The following is a 21135-nucleotide window of genomic DNA, read 5'->3' on the forward strand; positions in this document are numbered from 1 at the left end:
TTTTCGAAAAAATATCCTAACAATATACAAAACTACTATCCTGTGATGAATTAATAGATAAAAACAGTCCTTCCTTATGTAAAAATATTTTTTCCTCGAAACTACCCTTTATTTCGCTTTTTTTTAGTAACTTTGTCGCAACTTTTATTTTTAATTTAATTATATACAAATCGTATCCCTATGGAATTACAAGGTCGTATAAAACTCATTACTCCCATTCAGGAATATGGAGCAAATGGGTTCCGTAAAAGAGAACTTATTATCGTAACTGAGGAACAATATCCGCAGACTATTTCCCTTGAGTTTACTCAAGGCAATTGCGAATTGCTCAATGGATACCAACCTGGACAAGTAGTCAAGGTTACTTTCGATGTGCGTGGCCGTGAATGGACAAACCCTCAGGGGGAAACAAAATACTTCAACTCCTTAGTTGCTTGGCGTATTGTTAATGTAGAAGCTCAAGCTCAAGCACCTGTTCAGGCTTCTACTCAGGCGACCCCTCCCCCACCACCTCCTGCCCAAGCACCTCAAGGAGGAACTACTTTTACCGCTCAACCCGCAGTAGCACCTTCTGGAAATGACTTGGAGGACGATGGACTACCTTTCTAAATCTTTACTAACAATTGATATTAAAAAAATAGAACGAATGAAAGTACTCGTTATCAACGGCGGTAGCTCTTCCTTTAAGTATCAGCTTATCGAGATGGATACCGAAACTGTATTGGCTAAGGGTCTTGCCGAACGTATCGGCTTAGAACAAGGTAAAATCTCTCACGAATATTGGGAAAATGGTCAAAAAAATAAGGTGAGCAAGGAAATGCACTTCGACAATCACGAAGTAGCTTTCAAGGAAATGGCCGCTTATCTTACCGATGAAAAAATTGGGGTGATCCACTCCATCAGTGAGGTAAAGTATATAGGACACAGGGTCGTTCACGGAGGAAAATTCACGGCTCCTGAGCGTGTAACTCCTCAGGTTATGGAGGAACTTCGCAAGATGATTCCTTTGGCTCCGCTGCATAACCCTGCAAGTATCATAGGAATCGAAGCGGCTCAAAAGATTTTCCCTAAGGAAACTGAAAACTTTGTGGTCTTCGATACGGCTTTCCACCAGACTATGCCCGAAAAGGCCTTCCGCTATGCCATCCCTAACCACTTCTATACCGAGGACAAAATCCGTCGCTATGGCTTCCATGGAATCAGCCATAAGTATGTGGACGAGCGTACCCGACGCCACTTCAACAACCCTCATCTGAAAAACATTACACTTCACTTAGGAAATGGGGCAAGTATGGCAGCTGTCGATGCTCAAGGACATTGTATCGATACTTCTATGGGATTCGGACCCAACGAAGGACTCCTTATGGGAAGCCGCTGTGGAGATATCGATAGTGCTGTAGTGTTCTTCTTAGGCAAAAAAGGACTCTCCAATGACGAGATTGCCGAAATCTTCAATCACGAAAGTGGTATGAAGGGAATCACTGGCAGCTCCGATGCCCGCGATGTCGAGGCTTTAGCTGAAAAAGGAGATCCTAATGGTATCCTCTGCTTGGATATGTATGCCTATCGTGTGAAAAAATATATTGGTGCTTATGCGGCTGCACTCAATGGGGTAGATACACTTATCTTTACTGCTGGATTAGGAGAAAATGCCTCTATCATTCGCCAGTTGGTTTGCGAAGATTTGGAATACTTAGGTGTGAAAATCGATGCTGAAAAGAACAAATCTCTTAATCACCCAAGTGATATCGTGGAAATTCAAGCCCCTGATAGTAAAGTGAAAATCGTTATCGTAGCTACCAATGAAGAAATTCAGATAGCTCGTGATGTATTGTCGCTTGTATAATTGTATAATCTTGTAATTTTTTATCTTATGAAAAAAATCCTTTTTACTTTTTCCCTACTCGTGTGCCTTCTTTTGGCCTCTTGTTCTGGAAATTCTCCTAAAGTAGTTGCTGAAAAATTCTTAAAAGCAATCAATAAAGCCGATTTCAAAGAGGCTAAAAAGTATTGTGATAAAGAAACTGCTGAGTTCATTGGGGTTTTGGAAGGATTCTCCAAAGGAGAAAAAGCAAAACCTGAAGATATCAAATCCTTTACCATTACCAAAGTAGAGGAAGATGGTGACAAGGCTAAGGTATACTACAAGTCCGAAGGTTCTGATAAGGAGGAATCTCTTGACCTAAAAAAAGTAGATGGCAAATGGCTTGTTTCTATCAACAAGGAACAGGGCAATAAAGAGCATGGTGCTCCTGGAGAAGAAGGCGATGACCACGCTCATCCGGATGATGCTGATATGGGTGATGAACCTCACGAACATGAGGGCGAGCCTGCTCAGGATTCCATCCCTGCTATGTAAAAAATTCTATTTTTAATTGATTTAAAATCCCAAAATGAATCGAAGAATACGCCTATTTTTCCTTTGTTTTGGGATTTTGTTTCTTTTCCTTTGGGGAGGATTTCGCCTTTTCTTCTGGGTGGATACCCTACAAGAGAAAAAACAGGTAACTCGCAATAGCTCTATTATACGCCTTACCCCCGAGCAGCTCGCTCTGCTTGAGGAAGGGGATATTATCTTACGCCGCGGCTATGGCTTCTTCAGCGATATTATCTCCCAAAAACTGAATGATTCTCTTTTTGATGTCACTCATTCGGCTATTCTCTATCGGGAAAACAACAAATGGCGGGTGATTCATTCACTCTCTTCGGACGTAAGCCCTATCGATGGCATGCAGTCCCAGTCTCTACACGATTTCCTAAGACACTCCATGCCTGAAAAGTTATTGGTGGTACGCCCCAAAAAGATTACTCCTGAGCAGGGAAAAGAGATTGTTAGCAGGGCTAAGTATTATCTTTCTCTAAAGATACCTTTTGATCATATCGGCACTATCGATGAGCCTTCCAAGCTCTATTGCAGTGAGCTTATCTACCAAATTCTCGACCATGACCTCCATCTTGTCTCCTTTCCTACTGAGTACAAAAAGAGAAAAGAGGCCTTCTATACCATGCGAACACTCTACGACCCTCAGTACTTCGAGATTATTATCAATACCTACCCAAAATAAAAAAGGCGCTCCTTGTGAAGTGCCTTTTTTCAATTTTAAAAATTAAATTTATGACTAAAAAACTTACTGTTATTTTAATCTTTGGAGTTCTATTTCCAAATTCTTTACATTGGATTCTGCATCGATGAGCTTAGACTTGCTCTTTAGCAGTTTGGTTCGCAACTTCAGTTCTTTCTCTGCAGAGAGGTTTCCTCTGGAAAGTTCTGTTTTTAGCTTCAGATCTTGCTTGTCATAATCTGCTTGCGCTTTGTTTTTCTTTATTTGAGCTTTAGCCAATTTATCTTGTACCTTTAGCTTCTTTGTTTCTCGTTTTTGAGCTGCTTTAGCATCTTTTTCTGCTTGTTTGAGCTGTTTTTCTTTGAGTTTCTGCTCTTTTTCTAATTGTTTTTGTTGCTTTTTCTGCAACTTTTCAGCTTCTTTCTGCTGTTTTTCGGCTTGTTTCTGTTGTCTCTCGGCTTCTTTTTGTTGTCTTTCCTTGAGTTTTAGTTCTCTTTCTGCTAATTTTCTATTAGCGGCTTCTTGTTTAATGGCAAACTCTTTTGCTTCCAAAGCTTCTTTTTGTGCTTCCAAGTTTGTCTTCATCTCATTTATTGCTTGTTCATTGCTGACATTAGTCTTTAGGGTGTCTATCACCTGTGCTGAAGCAAAAGAACTTGCAGTAATCAGTAGAATAAATGCTATTTTCTTCATAATTAATCTTTCTTATTTTAATTCGGTGCAAAGATATTTTTCTTTCCTCTCATTTCAAAATTTTAGTCCTTTTATTAAGAATAAAATATGTTTTTTAACAATATTTACACTCTTAATCGAAACAATAACTTAACTCCCCACCTAATCATTGATCCTCAATCGTTAATCATCGAGTATTGAAATTAACAGGTTTTTTGGCCTCTAATATCAAAAAAAAGTCTATTTTTGCACACTAAAATTATTATAATGGAAACTATTTTAATCAAGGCAGGACAGCTGGTACTGAGCTTATCTATCTTAGTGATACTGCATGAGTTAGGTCACTTTATTCCTGCCAAGTTATTCAAGACCAAGGTGGAGAAGTTTTTCTTGTTCTTCGATATCAAGTTTGCTCTATTCAAGAAAAAGATAGGCGAAACTGTTTATGGAATAGGTTGGCTTCCCTTAGGGGGATATGTCAAAATCGCGGGTATGATTGATGAAAGTATGGACAAGGAACAGATGGCACAGCCTGCCCAACCTTGGGAATTCCGTAGCAAACCTGCTTGGCAGCGCCTGATTATCATGATCGGAGGGGTTGTGGTAAACTTACTTTTAGGATTCTTCATCTATTCTATGATTTTCAGTGTATGGGGCAAGGATATCTTTACTTCTAAGGATGTCCCTCATGGATATGAGGTAAGCGAAACACTGAAATCTTATGGCTTCACCGATGGGGATATTCCTCTGAAAGTCAATGGAAAAGACTTGGAAAATACTTTTGCTATCAACAAAATGATTCTCACCCGCCATGTGGAGAATATCACTGTGCAAAAACCTGATGGACACGTGGTTACCATTGCTGTACCTGATAGCTTAGGCATGCAGATATTCCGCAATGACCGCTCACCTATTCCTTTCTACAAGCGCCGTACTACTGAGATTGATTCAGTTATGGCCGGGTCTGCCGCTCAAAAGGCAGGTCTTCTCAAGGGAGATCGTTTGGTAAGTATCAACGGACATCCAATCGAGTTCTTCGACCAAGTAAAAGGACATCTTACCGAAGGGGAAAACACTATTGAGGTGCTCAGAGCAGGACAGACACAAAGTGTCTCCATCACTCCTGACAAAGGTATCTTAGGGGTCTTTGCAGCCCACTTCTATGATACAGGAAGCACTCATAGGAGTTATTCTTTCTCTGAAGCTATCTCCGAAGGGGTGAGCTTTGGCTATTGGACGCTCAGGGACTACATCACTCAGTTCAAGTATATCTTTACCAAGAAGGGAGCTTCTCAAGTAGGCGGATTGGGATCCATGGCAGGACTTTTCTCTCCTCAGTGGGATTGGTTGCATTTCTGGGAAATCACAGCCTTGCTTTCCATTATCTTGGCTTTCATGAATATACTCCCTATTCCTGCTCTCGACGGAGGCCATATTGTCTTCCTTCTTTATGAAATGGTCACAGGCCGCAAGCCCAGCGAGAAAGTATTAGAATATGCCCAGATGGTAGGAATTATTATCGTTTTTGCTTTGCTTATCTATGCCAATGGAAATGATATCTATCGTTGGCTCACTGGCGGGAAATAATCCCTCAGCGAGAGGTTAAGAGAATAATCCCAAAGGAGGCTATCAGTAGCAGCCATAACAATAGTTCTTTGAGCCACACTCGGCGTATACGCTCTATAAGCACCATCAGCGAAAGTGCAGTAGGAAAGGTCAGATATACCATTCCTACTGCATTTTTATTAGGAAAAAGAATTATCCCTAAGAGCCCCACCAGTACCACTCCTACAAAAAATCTAGAGATGTAGCGCTTATAGGAACCCCAAAATATCCATGAAGTAAGGGTAAGATTCAGTATTATAATGGTATAGAGAGGAAGATAGGATGGGTGTACAAAGGCTTCATAGGAAAAGTCGGGGATAAAGTAATAACGTTCTACAAGTGCCGCTACTTTTCCCATAGGTAGGGCTATAGCTAAGGACAAAATACCCAATAGTACAAAAGTAACTAAGGGTATGAGCATGTTCCTCAGCCTTTTACTGGGGTAGATAAGGATATGTGCCCACAGCAAAAGTAGCCAAAGAAGGCTGGGAAGGAAAAAGTAACTCCCTACAAAAATAAGCACGGATGAGTTGAAGAAGATTTCCCTTCCATCGGTATTGTTCCTCAGGTATATAATCAGGGAAGAAAGTAGCAGTAAGCAGGTATTGGCAAGCATCACACTGCTATCTTGGTACACCTTAGGAAAGAAGAAAATCAAAAGCACCCACAAAAAGGGAACTAAGAGATTGCCCTCACTCAGCTGGTTCTTCCTTACCAAAAGGTTGATGGTGGAAAGATTCACCAGTAGGAGGAAGCTCATAAGTAAGGTTTCTAATAGGGTAGTAGGGCTTATCTCAAGGGAAAGTATCCCATAGCGACATAGTAACAATTGCAATACTCCCATACCATATATGGCAAAGAAGCGTGCAGTCTTGGTGGTATTGAGTAGGTTGTATAGCATTTAGTTCGATATCGTTAGCAAATCTCCTTGTACCACTACCTGATAGTTCAGCATAGGGTAGTTAGTATTTTTCTCTTTATCTGTGTCTGCTTTCTTCTGTGGATATCCGTTAAGTAGGTTGTACTTCACTCCTGTACATGGGCATAGCATAAAGAGGTTGTCACTCTCAAGGGTCATCTGACTACATTCGGCCAAGGCTTGGGAGGGACAGGCTCTGTCCCATGCTAAGAAATTGTTGCCTATATTGGCCACTACTATGCCTCTGAGCCCTACATTGTCTACCAATACAGCAGTTCCTGGGATTCTAAGACGGTTGTATTCTGCCAAGCGAAGATTGATAGTTCGGGAGAACTTAGCCTCTTGCAGGTAGGGATTGCGCTGACGATCTTCTTTCCTACAACTTACCAAAAGAAAGGTGAGGAGCAGAAGTATTGGGAGTATTTTCCTTTGCATAGTATTTATTTCCAATGGGTTGTTTCCATAATACGTCGTATATCTCTCTTGAGATAGAGTGCCGCCGGATAGATCGAGTCATAGTTGGGGCGTACCTTGAAGTAGATAGACCCTGTGATAAAGTGATTCACACTATCGGTAATATAGAACTGAGATTGGGAGGCTGCATTGCCATCTACCTCGTAGAACATACCGTATACCTTGTCTTTTTCGTTCAAATAGGGTTGTTCTACTATATTTGTTGCCTTGATCGTATGTTCGTAGGTGAAGTTCTGGGCATCCTTGAGCAGTTTGGTAAGGTTGTCCTTCACTGGCTTATAGGTGATATATATGGTGGCTTTCATCTGGGGATAGTCCAGATTCATACTGCACCCTTTCTGAAGATTGAGGAAGGAAAGATGGTTCTTCTCAAAAGAAAAAGGACAAGACTCTTTTATAGTGTCATAAGTAGGTTCAGGGTACTCCAAGCGAAGAAAGGCTTTTGGCTTAGGCTGTATATCGCCTGAACAACTTATCACAAGTAGCAATACACTGCTTATCAGTATCCTATATATCATCTGATGGTAACTTTTAGTTGTTTGATTCGCTTTTTATCTATATCTTCTATGGTGAAAATATAATGTTTGTATGGGATTTCTTGCTTTTTCTCAGGAAAAGATTCTATCAGTTCCAGTAGGAATCCAGCTATGGTCTCACTCTCTCCTCTGACCTTCTCAAAGTCTTCTTGATCAGTCTCTTCTACCGAAAGCACTCTATAGAAGTCTTTCAAAGAGGTCTTCCCATCAAAGAGGAAATTGCGATCGTCTATCTTGGTATAGAAGGTATCTTCCATATCGTACTCATCACTGATCTCTCCTACAATTTCTTCTATGATATCCTCAAGTGTCACAACTCCTAAGGTTCCTCCATACTCATCTACCACTATAGCTAAGTGGATTTTTCGCTGCTGAAACTCAGTCAATAGGTCATCCAATTTCTTATTCTCTGGCACAAAGAAGGCTTTTCTCTTGATTTTTCGCCAATCGAAATCCTCTTCATCCAGATACGGTAGTAAGTCCTTAGCGTAGATAATTCCCGTGATTTTATCTATATTTTCTTGATATACTGGCACTCGTGAATATCCATTCTCTTGGATAAAGGTCAGTACCTCTCTGTAGGTCATTGATTCTTCTATCGCTGAAATATCTATACGTGGGTGCATCACCGCTCGTATATCGGTATTCCCAAAGGAAACAATCCCTGAGAGTATTTTATGCTCCTCTTGGGTGGTGTCCTCCTGTGAGGTAAGTTCTAAGGCCTGTGAGAGTTGCCCTACCGAAATGGAGGAACTCTTATGTAAGCGATTATTGACAAAGGTAGTGAATAAGGTCATGATACCACTGATGGGGGTGAAGAGGGTATCCAAGACTTTGATGATAGGGGCTACCTTACGAGCAAAAATCCTATTGTTGCGATTGGCATAGATCTTAGGCAAAATCTCACCACATAGCAGTATGACAAAGGTAAGTATCCCTACCTCGAAGATGGCTCTGACCCATTCGTTCATCCCTCCAAAGAGAAATTCTCCCAAGGGAGCAAAGACAAGTACTATAGATATATTTACTAAGTTATTCGCTATCAGTATAGTAGCCAGCAGCTTTTGGGGTTTTCTCAGCAGCTGCACTATGGTCTTTTGCCCCTTTTCCTCTTCTTCTTCCAGTTCTGTATTGGACAAGGAGAAAAGTGCTGTCTCTGACCCTGATATAAGGGCAGAACAGCCTAATAAAAAGATAAATATAAATGCCCTAATGATCAAATCTGCTGTGGGCGAAGCTAATAATTGACTTATCGACGAGTCTGTATCCAAAATAATGAATTTAGTTATACAATAAGGACTTCCCTTGTCCTCTTATTTTTAGAAGGGAGCGCCTCCTGTCTCCGTAGGAGCTGCCTCTGCTGCTGCAGTAGGCTCTGCCTGAGCTGCCGTGGCTGTAGTTGTAATAGGAGTGGCTTGTCCTTCTGTACTTCTCTTGGGAGAGAGAAAGTTAATATCCAAAGCTACTACCTCGGTAACATAACGGGTGACACCATCCTGCCCTTGGTACTGGCGGGTACGCAAGCGCCCTTCTACATAGAGTAGATCGCCCTTCTTGGCATATTTCTCCACACGCTCGGCCATCTTATTATAGAATACTACATTGTGCCATTGGGTATTCTCTACCTTTGCTTGAGTGGTTTTATCCGTATAGGATTCATCCGTAGCCAAGGATACCTGACCTGTACATGAATCTTTGTCAAAATAGGTAAGTTTTACATCACTGCCCAACCTGCCTATTAGCATTACTTTATTAAGTGTTCCGTTCATATCCTATATTTTTCTTCAAAGATACGTTTTATTTTTCAAATCTTCTCTTTTTTTAAGAATTTTATCAGTAGCGCTGGCATAGGATAGTGTACAAGTTCTCTTATAGGAAGACCGTCCGACAATACTTCTGCTACCTCTACCTCCCAAAAACAGGTGTGTAAGTGCTGATGTGTGAGCTTGTGTAGAAACTCTGTGGCATATTTCTTTATATATGTCGTGTGAGGGTATTGTGCTCTTATGGTTTCTATCACTTGAGCCTCTGTTGTATTCTCTTTTACTTCTATAAGGGGAAACTCATAGAGTCCTTGCCATATATCTTTCGCCTCCCGCTTGTGCAGCTGGGTATTGCCTTGGGAATCTTTTAGGACACAATAGTGAAAATACCTATGAATAGGTTTTATCTTGGCTATCTTTACCGGTCGCTGTGTTACTTTCTTTCTATGATAGGCCAAGCACTTGGCACTAAGAATACAGCTCTCACAATCAGGAGATTGGGGCTTGCATTGTAGGGCTCCAAAGTCCATAATGGCTTGATTGTACTCTCCTGCTCGCTCTTTGTCCAGAAGCTCTTGCGCGAGTTCTTTAAAATATTTTGCTCCTTCAGTGGTATTGATAGGAGTATCTATATCGAATATTCGGCTGAGTACTCTATACACATTACCATCTACCACGGCCTTGGGCTCATTATAGCATATAGAGGCTATAGCGCTTGCTGTATACTCTCCTACTCCCTTGAGCTTGAGTAGGGTTTCATAGGTGCTGGGAAAGACTCCTTGTAGCTCTTCTGTTATATACTGGGCTGCACGCTGTAGGTTCTTGGCTCTGGAATAGTATCCCAAGCCCTGCCATACCTTTAGCACTTGAGCTTCAGGGGCCTGAGCAAGGGCTTCTACGGTGGGGAACTGCTCCACAAACCTTTGGTAGTAGGGCAATCCCTGAGCTACTCGGGTCTGTTGTAGTATGACTTCCGACAGCCATATGTAATAGGGGTTACCTGCCCCTCTCCAGGGCAGCTCTCGCTTATGGGCAGCATACCAGGTGAGCAGAAGCACTGCTATTTCTGTTGTTTGTTCTTTCATCAAGGGGAACTATACCTCTGCTATGATGTCTATCCCTCCTTTGACTTTCTGACCAAGGGTAACCTTGATTTTCGCCGATAGAGGTAGGTAGATGTCTACTCGGGAGCCAAACTTGATAAAACCAGCATCTTCCCCTTGTACTGCTTGATCTCCTTCTTTGGCATAGTTGACTATACGCTTAGCCAAAGCGCCTGCTATCTGTCGATAGAGTACCTTACCGAATTGGGTATTTTCTACCACTACTGTAGTGCGCTCGTTCTCCTCAGAGGCTTTAGGGTGCCATGCTACTAAGTATTTCCCAGGATGATACTTACTATAGACTACCTCTCCACTCATCGGATAGCGGGTTACATGTACATTCAGGGGCGACATGAATACGGAAACCATCCTACGCTTGTCCTTGAAGTATTCATTCTCTTCTACTTCTTCTATCACTACCACCTTCCCATCTACCGAGGAGATGATATGGTTAGGATTGATAGGTGTCTCTCGCTTAGGATTCCTGAAAAATTGTAAAATTAGTATATAGAAGGCTAAGACAACCAGCATTAGTGTTACCCTAAGCCACTCTATTGTGACAAACTGATCTATAAGTATAAGGAATAAAGCCACCATAGCTGTACTCCCAAAGATAATTTTTACACCTTCTTTGTGTGGTTTATAAAACATTTTATTTTAAGGGTTTAAGGATTTTGGAATTTAAGGATTTGAGAGTTGAAGGGGTAAAAGGGTAAAGATCCCTCACTGGTCACACACTCGCTTCACCACATACCCAAGCTCATTCACTTGGCTAGATTCTTCACTCTTCATTCTTCAGTCTAATAAGGTGCCACGACAAATGCAGCTGGATAGGTATTCTTTACTTTGGTTAGCGCTTTTTCCGCTTCCAAGCGGGTGCGAAATAGCCCCATACGAACTTTGTAGTTCGGAGTTTCAAATACTAAGAAACTTGGATAGGGAAACTTAGAGGTAGCACGTTTCACATGTTCATTCGCCTCTGTTACATTTCCGTTATACACCTGTATCTGATAGGTCTTCTCCTGGCGGCTGAACTCTTTTTTCACCTCCATAAGATCTTTGATTTGCTGACTCTGATTGATCTTTAGCTGTTGGGCAACTCCTTGGAAACTACCCAAAAATCCTCCCATTAAAAATAGTAAATAAAGCTTTTTCATCTTCTCTAAATATTTAGGGGCAAATATACAACTTTTTTATGGAATAGTGGTTTTTATCAAATATTTTTGTTTTTAACAGCTTTTCTCCTCTTCTTTTAAAAAAATATTTGGTAGTTTATTTTTTATGTTTATCTTTGCCCCCATAAAAATACATCTTACATTAGATAGACTTTCCTCTACCCCAAAGGGCATTTGCTCTTTGGGATTTTTATTGCTGCCCCCTCTTTCTTCCTACTAAAAAATCATTTCAAAAAGAAATTGTTTTATTCGCAAATTATCCTTACTTTTGCCCTATCTTAGTAAAGCACATGAACAATACCAAATACATCTTCGTAACTGGGGGCGTAACCTCTTCCTTAGGCAAGGGGATCATCGCTGCTTCTCTGGCCAAACTCTTACAAGCTAAAGGCTATAGAGTAACTATTCAAAAGTTGGATCCTTATATCAATATTGACCCTGGCACACTCAATCCTTACGAACATGGGGAGTGTTATGTCACTGAAGATGGCGCCGAAACGGATCTTGACTTAGGCCATTACGAACGTTTCCTCAATGTCTTCACCTCTCAGGCTAACAATGTGACCACTGGTCGTATCTACCAAAGTGTCATCGAAAAGGAACGCCGTGGGGAGTTCCTTGGCAAAACAGTGCAAGTGATCCCTCATATTACCAACGAAATCAAGGACCGTATACAACTTCTTGGTAAGAGTGGCCAATATGATATTGTCATCACTGAAATAGGAGGAACTGTAGGGGATATCGAATCGCTCCCGTATATCGAGGCTGTACGCCAACTCCAGTGGGAACTGGGGGATAACAATGCGATTGTAGTTCACCTGACCCTCGTACCTTATCTCGCTGCCGCTGGAGAGCTCAAGACCAAGCCTACTCAGCACAGTGTCAAAACACTCATGGAGAGTGGTCTGAAAGCCGATGTCCTAGTGTGCCGTACCGATAGGGACTTACCAGACGATCTCAGACAAAAGCTCGCCCTATTCTGCAATGTGAAAAAGGAGGCCGTCATCCAGTCTATTGATGTACCTACAATCTATGATGTCCCTAATCTTATGCTTTTAGAAGGGCTTGATAAGGTGGTTCTCAAAAAGTTAGCCCTCCCTGATACTCAAGCTCCTGAGCTGACCCAATGGAATACTTTCCTCCAACGACATAAGAATCCAAAACACAGGGTGCGTATAGGGCTCGTAGGCAAGTATGTGGAACTGCCCGATGCTTATAAGTCTATCTTGGAGGCTTTTATCCATGCAGGGGCTGAGAATGAGGTCAAGGTAGAAGTGATCATGATTCACTCTGAATATCTGGACGAAACCAACTTGGTTGATAAGCTCAGCACTCTTGATGGGGTCTTGGTAGCTCCTGGTTTTGGCGAACGTGGACTCGAAGGGAAGATCAAGGCTATCCAGTATGTCCGTGAGCACAATATTCCTTTCTTAGGGATTTGCTTGGGTATGCAGATGGCAGTTATTGAGTTTGCACGCCATGTGGCAGGCTTCGAGAATGCACATACAGCCGAGGTCAATCCCAAGGCTATCTACAAGGTTATCGACCTGATGGAGGCACAAAAACACATCACCCAGAAGGGGGGCACCATGCGCCTTGGGGCTTGGGATTGTGAGCTCTTGGAGGGCAGCCGTGTATATGAGGCTTACAAAAGTAAACACATCAGTGAGCGCCACCGCCATCGTTATGAGTTCAATAGCGAATACCGCAAGCCCTTGGAAGAAGCTGGACTGCTCTGCTCTGGTACCAATCCTGAGACAGGCTTAGTGGAAGTAGTCGAAGTACCTACACATCGCTGGTTTGTAGGGGTACAGTACCATCCTGAATACAAGAGTACTGTCGCTCACCCTCATCCGCTCTTTGTAGCCTTTGTACAAGCAGCTTTACAATACAAATTAGAAAAATAGTTTGATACCCAAACAGAAATCTTTAGTCAATCAAAAATGGTTCGCAAAAAATTGACATGAGCCTAAGGGCAAAGTCAGCGGGATGGTGCGGCTGAGTATGTGAGGGATTCGCCCTTCAAAATCACCCTCCTCTTTCTTAAGATATGGGATTGACTATAAATATTGTACACAAGAAAAAATAATCATTTATAGTAAAAGAAGTTTTTCTATAACAATTTTATTTTGTACCTTTGCCAAATTATAAATATACAAATTTCAGAAAATTAATTTATGGAAGAAAAACGCAATAATACTTTTTCTCTTATTGGATTCGCGCTGATGTTTGTTGTACTGATATACTACATGTACAACCAGAAACCACCTCAGCAAACTACCGAATCGACAAATAACACTACCCAACAGTCCTCCTCTCAGCAGGTGGCTACTCCTGCATCCACTACCCTACCTACCGATTCCTTAGGGCTAAGTAAGTATAAGGAGACTCTTGGGGCTTTTGGCTTCTCTGCCGCGCTCCCTTCTGCCAAAGAAGGAGCCTTTACCGAAATCGAGAACAATCTTATCAAGCTTCAGGTAAGCAACAAAGGGGGACAGATTACCAATCTTTTAGTCAAAAATCAGAAAACTTACAATGGTAAACCTGTTGAACTGATCAAGGATGGGAATGCTTCATTCTCTCTAAAGTTTACCACCAATGATAATCGTACACTGGAGACTAAGGATCTCTTCTTCTCTCCTACTCTCTCTGGAAACACGCTTTCCATGAAGCTACACGTATCTGATAATCAATATTTAGAATACGTATACACCCTCCGTCCCGATGAGTATATGGTGGATTTCTCTATTCGTAGTGTAGGGCTCTCTCAGGTATTCAATACTGGAGTTACTCCTGAGCTCTTGTGGAAGCTCAAGGCTCGCCGTATGGAAAAGAGTGTAACCTATGAGGACAGATATGTACAGGCAGTAGTGCAGTATGAGGACAATCGCGATGATAAGCTTAGTGCAGGGGGAGAAGATTCTGAGGAGTTCAAGAGTATCAAATGGGTCGATTTCAAACAACACCTCTTCAGCTCTTTCCTGATCTCCGATAAGCCTTTGGCCTCTGGAAAGATTTCTTCCAAAAACTTAGCAACTTCTGAAGGAGACAATGTACAAGCTACCAAGGCTTTCGCTGCGGAGTTCCCCATTGCTTTTACCTCTGGAGAGCTCAGCGAATCACTTCACTTCTTCTACGGACCTTCTGATTATCATATCTTTAAAAAATATGACAAAGAGTATGGACTTACCAAGGCTATTCCTTTAGGATGGGGTATTTTTGGCTGGATCAACAAATGGTTCGTAATTCCTGTCTTTGACCTGCTCTCCTCCTTTATGGCTGTTGGAGTAGCAATCATCGTGCTAACTATTATCGTGCGTATCCTCCTCTCTCCTATTCAGTATAAGTCCTATCTCTCTCAAGCTAAAATGAAAGTACTTCGCCCTGAGATTGAGGAAATTAATAACAAATACAAGGGATCTGAGAATGCTATGAAGCGCCAACAGGAGACCATGGCACTCTACAGCAAGGCGGGTGTCAATCCTCTCAGTGGCTGTATTCCTGCTCTACTCCAGATGCCGGTCTTTTTCGCACTCTTTAGCTTTTTCCCTACAGCTTTCATGCTCCGACAAAAATCTTTTATGTGGGCTGAAGACCTCTCCTCTTACGATGCTGTGGCTCAGCTACCTTTTTCTATTCCTTTCTATGGAAATCACGTGAGCTTGTTCCCTATATTAGCTTCTGTGACTATGCTAATCTACATGCTCATGACTACAGGACAAATGCAGCAAACCAAGCAGGAGGGTATGCCGGATATGAGGTTCATGATGTACCTCTCTCCTATTATGATGTTGTTCTTCTTCAATAATTATGCCAGCGGCTTGAGCTTGTATTACTTTATATCCAACCTCATTACCATATTTATTATGTTGGCAATCAAGTATTGGATTATCGATGAAAAACGCATCCATGCCAAGATTCAGGAGAACAAACAAAAACCGCGTAAGGAAAGCAAGTTCCAGCGCAAAATGCGAGAGATGATGGAACAGGCCGAAGCTCAACGCAATGCTCAAAATAAAAAGAAATAACCCTTAAGGTCAGCTGTCAGTTCCCACTGACGACTGACCTTTTTGCTATATCTCTTAGAACGAATAACAACCATTTTTAAATAGCAACGATATGAATATTATCTTAGACGTACATGCAAGACAAATCCTCGATTCAAGAGGTAATCCTACCATCGAGGTAGATGTAATCACCGATAGCGGTGCTCGTGGCCGTGCTGCAGTACCTTCTGGCGCTTCCACTGGCGAATATGAAGCCGTAGAACTTCGTGATGGAGGCAAAGAGTATTTAGGTAAAGGAGTCCTCAAAGCTGTAGAAAATGTCAATGACATCATCGCTGAGGAAATTATTGGTATGAATGTTTTCGACCAAAATCTCATCGACAAGGTGCTCATTGAGCTCGATGGCACTCCCAACAAATCTCGCTTGGGTGCCAATGCGATCCTTGGGGTATCTCTTGCCGTAGCCAAAGCGGCCGCTGAGTCTTTAGGGCTTCCTCTCTATCGCTATGTCGGCGGGGTAAGTGCCAATACGCTCCCTGTCCCTATGATGAATATTATCAACGGGGGCTCTCACTCCGATGCGCCTATCGCTTTCCAAGAATTCATGATTATGCCTATCAAAGCAGAATCTTTCTCTCAAGCACTACAGATGGGCTCTGAAATCTTCCACAACCTCAAAAAAGTTCTCCACGATCGCGGACTTAGCACTGCTGTGGGGGACGAAGGAGGATTCGCTCCTACCTTCGAAGGTACTGAAGATGCCATCGAAACCATCAAAAAAGCTGTAGAAAAAGCTGGATACAAGTTTGGTGAAGAGGTGAAAATCGCTCTTGACTGCGCTTCCTCTGAGTTCTACGACAATGGAGTATATGACTATACCAAGTTCGAAGGGGCTAAGGGTAAAAAACGTACCTCTGCTGAGCAGGTGGCTTACCTTACCGAATTGGTCAACAAGTATCCTATTATTTCCATCGAAGATGGTATGGACGAAAATGACTGGGACGGTTGGAAACTCCTTACCGAAGCCATTGGCGATCGTGTACAGCTCGTAGGGGATGACCTCTTCGTAACCAATGTAGAACGTTTGGAAAGAGGTATCGCTCAGGGAGTAGCCAACTCTATCCTTATCAAGGTTAACCAGATAGGTACCCTTACTGAAACCATCGCCGCTGTGGATATGGCACACCGTGCTGGATATACCTCTATTATGTCTCACCGCTCTGGCGAAACTGAAGACAACACCATTGCTGACCTCGCTGTAGCGCTCAATACACGCCAGATCAAAACAGGTTCGGCTTCTCGTTCTGACCGTATGGCCAAGTACAACCAACTGCTCCGCATCGAGGAAGAATTGGATGAAGTAGCCTACTACCCTCAGGAAAAAGCCTTCCGTGTAAAAAATTAATCTTACTTACATCGCTAAGAAAATAAGTATATTTTTTTAGTCTGTTCAAAATTTTTCAGCAAAAACTTTTTCAAAGTCTTGTTCTTTGGAAAAGTTTTTGTATATTTGCGCGTCACTGACCTCTGTTCTCTGTTCACCGTTCACTGACCTCTGTTCACTGACCTCTATTACCTAAAAAGACATGAAATTAGATATTTTAGCATTTGGAGCACATCCCGACGATGTAGAACTCGGCTGTGCAGGCACTCTCGCCAAAGAAATTAGTTTAGGAAAAACTGTTGGTATTATCGACCTTACCCAAGGGGAACTTGGTACTCGTGGTAGTGCCGAACTCCGCCGCCAAGAAGCTCAGGAGGCCGCTCGCCTACTTGAGGTCAAAGTGCGCGAAAACCTATGCTTCGCCGATGGTTTCTTTGTCAATGACAAAGAGCACCAGATAGAGGTGATTAAGAAAATCCGAAAGTACCGCCCCGAAATTGTCATCTGTAACCCTTTCGATGATAGGCATATCGACCACGGCAAGGGAGGAAAGCTCGTCAGTGATGCTTGTTTCCTCAGTGGCTTGCGCCGTATCGAAACCACCGATGAGGACGGTTCTCCTCAACAGGCTTGGCGCCCTAAGGTGGTCTATCACTATATCCAATGGAAGGACTTACGCCCCGATTTCGTGGTCGATATCACTGGCTTCTTAGGCAAAAAGTTAGAGGCTGTCCTCGCTTATCGTTCTCAATTCTTGGACGAGGATACCAAGGAACCACAAACTCTTATCAATAGCCAAAACTTCCGCGATAGCATCACCTACCGCGCTCAGGATTTGGGCAGACTTATCAATAAGGAATACGCCGAAGGCTTCAATGTCGAACGCTATATCGCTGTCAAAAACCTCAGTGACCTTATATAATCTCCCTCATTATTTATTGTTTATTTACTCATGATAGACAATGGTAAGTCTCAAATATATCATTATTATAGGACTCATTCCCTACTTAATAAGTTTCTTCATAATAAAGAAATTTGCAAATAAGCACCGTTGGGAGTATTTTCTTATATTAGGTTGGTTCCTTTTACAGAGTATATCCTCTTTAGATCTCTATTTTATACATGAAAATTTTGGGATGGATGGTATTACTCAGTTTAGTGACTTTGAAATTTATATAGTATATAGCTTTAAGATTCTATTTTTAGAACCCATTCACCATATTTTATTTTTAGTAGCTTTGGGGTCACTTGCCATAAAACATTTTAAGAGACTTAGTGATTAACTTTTCTAAGGAGCTTCTGTTATATCAAATTCGTGATAGATAATGACTAACTGAATGAATATAAATAAAAACATTTATAATTTATTGCCTATTATTGTTTTCCTATACCTGCTTCGGACAAGTGCTTACAAGGGCATCTCCTTACTTCCTCACGGGGAGGTGAAGTCCGTGCGCACTACGATTGATTATAGAGAAATTTCTTATTACTAATTTTTATGAAGCTTATCTACTTATTCTTATTCATAGGTTCCCTCGCTTGGGGGCAGAATGAAAGACGCCAACAAGTCTATCAGCTACAGGGCAATGTAAAATCCCTGACAATCACTCAGAGCAAACTCGAAAAAGCTGCTGAGGCGCTTTTGTTTGATCCCTTAGATGATGACCAGTTCCTCCTCTTTGACAAAAAGGGACGTATCACCGAATTGGATACTTATTTCCGGGGAAGACAGCCTAAAACAATTCAAACATGGACTTATGATGACAAAAATCATGTCTCCAAGGAAGTCCTTGAGCTTGTCCCTGAAAAACTTACTCAAACCACTTCCTATACCTATGATGATAAGCAGAAAAAAGCCTCTGCTACCATTACCTCTACGGGTTTTCCTAACAAAAAATCTAAAATGGTAATATCTTTAGGCGACAATCTCCTTCCCTCTGAGATCTTAGCGTACAATTTCGAAGGAAAATTGGAAGGAAAAAGAGTGCTCAAACATTCCAAAAATGGATTCCTCGCTCAGTCTCTTTCTTATGATGATAAAAACAAACTTGTTCATAGCATTTCCTATGAGTATGATGATAAAAATAGATTCACAAAGATAGACAATAGGGTGAATAGGACTTATGAATTACATTTCTCTACCAAATACTTATATGAAAAGGGGCTTTTCCCTACCAAATATATAGTTACATCAGGCAAAGAACCTTCTCAAACTTTTACGCTCAAGTACAAGCTCGACAGCAAAGGCAATTGGATCGAAAAAACGTATTTCCTTGATGGAGAAGCTGCCGCAACTATCGAAAGAGAAATTACTTACTACTAAAAGTGATCTCTATGAATCATTTATTTATTATTTTTTTCTTTCTTTGTACCTTATCATGGGGACAAGAAGATGTTCGCCTTTCCTGTCAGGTAAAAGGTAATGTAAAATCTATTGATATTACTAAAGAGGAATCTGATGAGATTGAAGGAGATTTCTTGGTCGATTCTTTTGACTATAATATGTCTATCATCTTGGACAAAAAAGGACGAGTCATCAAGCTCACTTCCTATAGTGAAAAGGGGAAGCCCTCCGATATCAAAGAAACTACCTATGATAATAAAAATAGAGTTGTTAAAGAAACTGTGCTTTTCCTCCCCGAAAAAATAACCCGAAAAATCTCTTATTCCTATAATGACAAGGAAAAAAAAGGTACTGCTATTGCCCATTCTTCCCACAAGAGTGATAGACGAACTAGAAGAGAGATAACCCTCAACGACGAAGGGCTCCCCATTAGAGTAATCTTTTTTGACTCCGATGGAGAGGCCTTCAAAGAAATTTCTTATGAGTATAACAAAAACCAGAAACTTGCTAAATCTACTATATACGAAGACGGTGAACTCGAACGACAGGTCTCCTATAAGTATGACGACAAAGGGAGAATCATAGAAGCGAAGCATTATTATATCGCTTTTCCCAAGGGAGATATTACTTACAAATATGTCTATAAAGACGAGATTTACCCTATAGAACACACTGCCATCATAGGAGATGATGATCCCGAAACACTTACATTTAAGTACAAGTTCGACAGCAAAGGCAACTGGATCGAAAAAACGTATTTCCTTGACGAAGAAGCTGTGGCTATTATCAAAAGAAAAATAACTTATTACTAAAATACTGCATGATGAAGTCCTTATATCTTTTTCTAATTACATTATACTCCTTTTCTTCCTTCGCACAGGATGACAATATGCTTCCCTACTTACGATTAAAGGGAAAAATCGAATCTGTACGTATCATTCCTTATGAAATAAAAGAAAATGAGGACAAATCGATTGAAAAAAATACCAGCATTGGTTTTCTATATGACAAAAATACTTTTATAAGATTCAACAAAGCTGGTAAAGTAATCGAAAAAATAGATTATAATAATAAAAATGAAGTCACAAGACACAGAAAACTCTCTTATGATAACAAAAATAGATGTACAAACGAAAAAATATATAACGACAAAGGCGAAATGACTCAAGAAATCTTTATCACGTATGATGATAAGAAGAACGAAAGCCGAGAAACCGACCATCGTCGTACTACCATTTGTCAATTGGACGATCACGATAACCCCGTTAACTGTATGACCTATAACAACGAAGGAAAACTAATCGAAAAGTGTTGGACAACTTATGATAAGGATAATAAAGTGTTAGAAAAGGTGTATAGAACGCCTGACAATGAAAAAAAATATGTCTTTCACAACGAATATAATGCTGATGGCTATCATACAAAAATTACAAAGGATGACTATGTAGATTTCGTAGACAATATGAAGGTGATTTATTTCTATAAAGACGAAAAATTACCTTACCAACAGTCTATGTCCGCCAATGGAACCCTTCCCGCTTATTCTGAGCTTTCCTATCAGTATGATAAAAAAGGAAATTGGATACAAAAAGAAGTACGTTACAATGGCAAATTAGTATTTTTAGTAGAAGCACAAATCAACTATTTCAATTAAAAAAAATCTTATTCTGTCATTTGAAACTATTAATCATTGAACATTAATTATTAATCATTAAAAAATTGATCATTTATCACAACCCTCATTGCAGCAAAAGTCGAGAATGCTTGGCTTTCTTAAAAGAAGAAGATGAACAACCTATTGAGATCATTGACTATCTCAAAAATCCTCCTTCTGTAGCTCAGATAAAAGAATTATTACACAAATTAGGCATCCCACCTATCGATTTGGTGCGCAAGAAAGAAGTTATTTGGAAAGAAGTAGGCAGTGATTCCCTCACTGATACACAAATCATCGAGCTACTGCACCAATATCCTAAGCTCATAGAGCGTCCTATCCTCATCCAAGGGGATAAGGCCATCATAGCTCGCCCCCTAAGTGTGGCGCAAGAATGGCTCAAACTACAGAAAAAATAATAAAAATCATTCTTTTAA

Annotated in this window: 22 protein-coding genes; 13 read left to right on the forward strand and 9 right to left on the reverse strand. The window is 41.1% G+C overall.

Annotated features, from left to right (window positions below; all coding sequences use genetic code 11):
* The first annotated feature begins 180 nt into the window (after positions 1–180).
* From CAPGI0001_RS02425 to CAPGI0001_RS02440, 4 genes are read left to right on the forward strand one after another with little or no spacing between them, the layout of a single operon-like run.
* Positions 181–609: a DUF3127 domain-containing protein gene (locus CAPGI0001_RS02425; RefSeq protein WP_002666184.1), complete on the forward strand. Its 429-nt coding sequence runs from the start codon at positions 181–183 to the stop codon at positions 607–609.
* Positions 610–646: 37 nt separating this feature from the next.
* Complete coding sequence (locus CAPGI0001_RS02430; protein WP_002666337.1) at positions 647–1846, forward strand: acetate/propionate family kinase; 1200 nt, start codon at positions 647–649, stop codon at positions 1844–1846.
* Positions 1847–1873: 27 nt separating this feature from the next.
* Entirely contained in the window at positions 1874–2359 is a 486-nt protein-coding gene (locus tag CAPGI0001_RS02435; protein WP_002666204.1) for a nuclear transport factor 2 family protein, read from the forward strand.
* Positions 2360–2393: 34 nt separating this feature from the next.
* Positions 2394–3065, forward strand: a complete 672-nt coding sequence (locus tag CAPGI0001_RS02440) for a YiiX/YebB-like N1pC/P60 family cysteine hydrolase (protein ID WP_002666190.1) — start codon at positions 2394–2396, stop codon at positions 3063–3065.
* A 69-nt stretch (positions 3066–3134) separates the two neighbouring features.
* On the opposite strand, the gene CAPGI0001_RS02445 is transcribed toward CAPGI0001_RS02440, so the two are convergent.
* Positions 3135–3755, reverse strand: a complete 621-nt coding sequence (locus CAPGI0001_RS02445) for a hypothetical protein (RefSeq protein WP_002666340.1) — start codon at positions 3753–3755, stop codon at positions 3135–3137.
* A 246-nt stretch (positions 3756–4001) separates the two neighbouring features.
* Between CAPGI0001_RS02445 and rseP the strand changes: the two genes are divergently transcribed.
* Positions 4002–5321 carry an RIP metalloprotease RseP gene (rseP, locus tag CAPGI0001_RS02450; protein ID WP_002666196.1) on the forward strand — a complete coding sequence of 440 codons (1320 nt, stop codon included), beginning with the start codon at positions 4002–4004 and terminating at the stop codon, positions 5319–5321.
* Between the two features lie 4 nt (positions 5322–5325).
* Here the strand turns inward: rseP and CAPGI0001_RS02455 are convergent, their stop codons facing one another.
* The 8 genes from CAPGI0001_RS02455 to CAPGI0001_RS02490 all read right to left on the reverse strand — a co-directional run bounded on the left by CAPGI0001_RS02455 (position 5326) and on the right by CAPGI0001_RS02490 (position 11291).
* Entirely contained in the window at positions 5326–6240 is a 915-nt protein-coding gene (locus tag CAPGI0001_RS02455) for a DUF6427 family protein (RefSeq protein WP_002666228.1), read from the reverse strand.
* The gene (locus CAPGI0001_RS02460) at positions 6241–6693 is read right to left on the reverse strand and encodes a hypothetical protein (protein WP_002666202.1); all 453 of its coding nucleotides are present in this window, start codon (positions 6691–6693) and stop codon (positions 6241–6243) included.
* A gap of 5 nt (positions 6694–6698) precedes the next feature.
* Complete coding sequence (gldD, locus tag CAPGI0001_RS02465) at positions 6699–7250, reverse strand: gliding motility lipoprotein GldD (protein ID WP_002666214.1); 552 nt, start codon at positions 7248–7250, stop codon at positions 6699–6701.
* Entirely contained in the window at positions 7247–8539 is a 1293-nt protein-coding gene (gldE, locus tag CAPGI0001_RS02470; RefSeq protein ID WP_002666170.1) for a gliding motility-associated protein GldE, read from the reverse strand. The genes gldD and gldE overlap by 4 nt, the downstream gene beginning before the upstream one ends.
* Positions 8540–8587: 48 nt before the next feature.
* A complete protein-coding gene (locus CAPGI0001_RS02475) occupies positions 8588–9037 on the reverse strand; it encodes a single-stranded DNA-binding protein (RefSeq protein ID WP_002666329.1) in 450 nt (149 codons plus the stop codon).
* Positions 9038–9072: 35 nt separating this feature from the next.
* Positions 9073–10116 carry an A/G-specific adenine glycosylase gene (gene mutY, locus CAPGI0001_RS02480; protein ID WP_002666326.1) on the reverse strand — a complete coding sequence of 348 codons (1044 nt, stop codon included), beginning with the start codon at positions 10114–10116 and terminating at the stop codon, positions 9073–9075.
* Positions 10117–10125: 9 nt separating this feature from the next.
* A complete protein-coding gene (locus CAPGI0001_RS02485) occupies positions 10126–10785 on the reverse strand; it encodes a phosphatidylserine decarboxylase family protein (RefSeq protein ID WP_002666217.1) in 660 nt (219 codons plus the stop codon).
* Between the two features lie 149 nt (positions 10786–10934).
* On the reverse strand, positions 10935–11291 hold the full coding sequence (locus CAPGI0001_RS02490) for an SPOR domain-containing protein (RefSeq protein WP_002666241.1): 357 nt from the start codon (positions 11289–11291) through the stop codon (positions 10935–10937).
* A 308-nt stretch (positions 11292–11599) separates the two neighbouring features.
* On the opposite strand from CAPGI0001_RS02490, the gene pyrG reads away from it, so the two are divergent.
* The 8 genes from pyrG to arsC all read left to right on the forward strand — a co-directional run bounded on the left by pyrG (position 11600) and on the right by arsC (position 21117).
* The gene (gene pyrG, locus CAPGI0001_RS02495) at positions 11600–13216 is read left to right on the forward strand and encodes a CTP synthase (protein WP_002666263.1); all 1617 of its coding nucleotides are present in this window, start codon (positions 11600–11602) and stop codon (positions 13214–13216) included.
* A 270-nt stretch (positions 13217–13486) separates the two neighbouring features.
* Complete coding sequence (yidC, locus tag CAPGI0001_RS02500) at positions 13487–15337, forward strand: membrane protein insertase YidC (RefSeq protein WP_002666302.1); 1851 nt, start codon at positions 13487–13489, stop codon at positions 15335–15337.
* Between the two features lie 91 nt (positions 15338–15428).
* Positions 15429–16721 carry a phosphopyruvate hydratase gene (gene eno / locus CAPGI0001_RS02505; RefSeq protein ID WP_002666314.1) on the forward strand — a complete coding sequence of 431 codons (1293 nt, stop codon included), beginning with the start codon at positions 15429–15431 and terminating at the stop codon, positions 16719–16721.
* A 181-nt stretch (positions 16722–16902) separates the two neighbouring features.
* Positions 16903–17622 carry a bacillithiol biosynthesis deacetylase BshB1 gene (bshB1, locus tag CAPGI0001_RS02510; RefSeq protein ID WP_002666234.1) on the forward strand — a complete coding sequence of 240 codons (720 nt, stop codon included), beginning with the start codon at positions 16903–16905 and terminating at the stop codon, positions 17620–17622.
* A gap of 576 nt (positions 17623–18198) precedes the next feature.
* On the forward strand, positions 18199–19023 hold the full coding sequence (locus tag CAPGI0001_RS02520) for a hypothetical protein (protein WP_002666347.1): 825 nt from the start codon (positions 18199–18201) through the stop codon (positions 19021–19023).
* A gap of 11 nt (positions 19024–19034) precedes the next feature.
* Complete coding sequence (locus CAPGI0001_RS02525) at positions 19035–19856, forward strand: hypothetical protein (protein ID WP_002666371.1); 822 nt, start codon at positions 19035–19037, stop codon at positions 19854–19856.
* Between the two features lie 11 nt (positions 19857–19867).
* Positions 19868–20698 carry a hypothetical protein gene (locus CAPGI0001_RS02530; protein ID WP_248601288.1) on the forward strand — a complete coding sequence of 277 codons (831 nt, stop codon included), beginning with the start codon at positions 19868–19870 and terminating at the stop codon, positions 20696–20698.
* 65 nt (positions 20699–20763) lie between these two features.
* Positions 20764–21117, forward strand: a complete 354-nt coding sequence (gene arsC, locus CAPGI0001_RS02535) for an arsenate reductase (glutaredoxin) (protein WP_002666272.1) — start codon at positions 20764–20766, stop codon at positions 21115–21117.
* Positions 21118–21135 lie beyond the last annotated feature (18 nt).

This window comes from Capnocytophaga gingivalis ATCC 33624, assembly GCF_000174755.1.
Lineage (GTDB): Bacteria > Bacteroidota > Bacteroidia > Flavobacteriales > Flavobacteriaceae > Capnocytophaga > Capnocytophaga gingivalis.

What these genes read in the sequence shown, in the direction of transcription:
- gldD (WP_002666214.1), bottom strand. Translation starts at nt 7,250, where the DNA reads ATGATATATAGGATACTGATAAGCAGTGTATTGCTACTTGTGATAAGT.
- CAPGI0001_RS02460 (WP_002666202.1), bottom strand. Translation starts at nt 6,693, where the DNA reads ATGCAAAGGAAAATACTCCCAATACTTCTGCTCCTCACCTTTCTTTTG.
- CAPGI0001_RS02485 (WP_002666217.1), bottom strand. Translation starts at nt 10,785, where the DNA reads ATGTTTTATAAACCACACAAAGAAGGTGTAAAAATTATCTTTGGGAGT.
- yidC (WP_002666302.1), top strand. Translation starts at nt 13,487, where the DNA reads ATGGAAGAAAAACGCAATAATACTTTTTCTCTTATTGGATTCGCGCTG.
- CAPGI0001_RS02435 (WP_002666204.1), top strand. Translation starts at nt 1,874, where the DNA reads ATGAAAAAAATCCTTTTTACTTTTTCCCTACTCGTGTGCCTTCTTTTG.
- eno (WP_002666314.1), top strand. Translation starts at nt 15,429, where the DNA reads ATGAATATTATCTTAGACGTACATGCAAGACAAATCCTCGATTCAAGA.
- CAPGI0001_RS02430 (WP_002666337.1), top strand. Translation starts at nt 647, where the DNA reads ATGAAAGTACTCGTTATCAACGGCGGTAGCTCTTCCTTTAAGTATCAG.
- CAPGI0001_RS02425 (WP_002666184.1), top strand. Translation starts at nt 181, where the DNA reads ATGGAATTACAAGGTCGTATAAAACTCATTACTCCCATTCAGGAATAT.
- CAPGI0001_RS02445 (WP_002666340.1), bottom strand. Translation starts at nt 3,755, where the DNA reads ATGAAGAAAATAGCATTTATTCTACTGATTACTGCAAGTTCTTTTGCT.
- CAPGI0001_RS02520 (WP_002666347.1), top strand. Translation starts at nt 18,199, where the DNA reads ATGAAGCTTATCTACTTATTCTTATTCATAGGTTCCCTCGCTTGGGGG.
- rseP (WP_002666196.1), top strand. Translation starts at nt 4,002, where the DNA reads ATGGAAACTATTTTAATCAAGGCAGGACAGCTGGTACTGAGCTTATCT.
- pyrG (WP_002666263.1), top strand. Translation starts at nt 11,600, where the DNA reads ATGAACAATACCAAATACATCTTCGTAACTGGGGGCGTAACCTCTTCC.
- CAPGI0001_RS02440 (WP_002666190.1), top strand. Translation starts at nt 2,394, where the DNA reads ATGAATCGAAGAATACGCCTATTTTTCCTTTGTTTTGGGATTTTGTTT.
- mutY (WP_002666326.1), bottom strand. Translation starts at nt 10,116, where the DNA reads ATGAAAGAACAAACAACAGAAATAGCAGTGCTTCTGCTCACCTGGTAT.
- CAPGI0001_RS02530 (WP_248601288.1), top strand. Translation starts at nt 19,868, where the DNA reads ATGAAGTCCTTATATCTTTTTCTAATTACATTATACTCCTTTTCTTCC.
- CAPGI0001_RS02525 (WP_002666371.1), top strand. Translation starts at nt 19,035, where the DNA reads ATGAATCATTTATTTATTATTTTTTTCTTTCTTTGTACCTTATCATGG.
- CAPGI0001_RS02475 (WP_002666329.1), bottom strand. Translation starts at nt 9,037, where the DNA reads ATGAACGGAACACTTAATAAAGTAATGCTAATAGGCAGGTTGGGCAGT.
- CAPGI0001_RS02490 (WP_002666241.1), bottom strand. Translation starts at nt 11,291, where the DNA reads ATGAAAAAGCTTTATTTACTATTTTTAATGGGAGGATTTTTGGGTAGT.
- CAPGI0001_RS02455 (WP_002666228.1), bottom strand. Translation starts at nt 6,240, where the DNA reads ATGCTATACAACCTACTCAATACCACCAAGACTGCACGCTTCTTTGCC.
- bshB1 (WP_002666234.1), top strand. Translation starts at nt 16,903, where the DNA reads ATGAAATTAGATATTTTAGCATTTGGAGCACATCCCGACGATGTAGAA.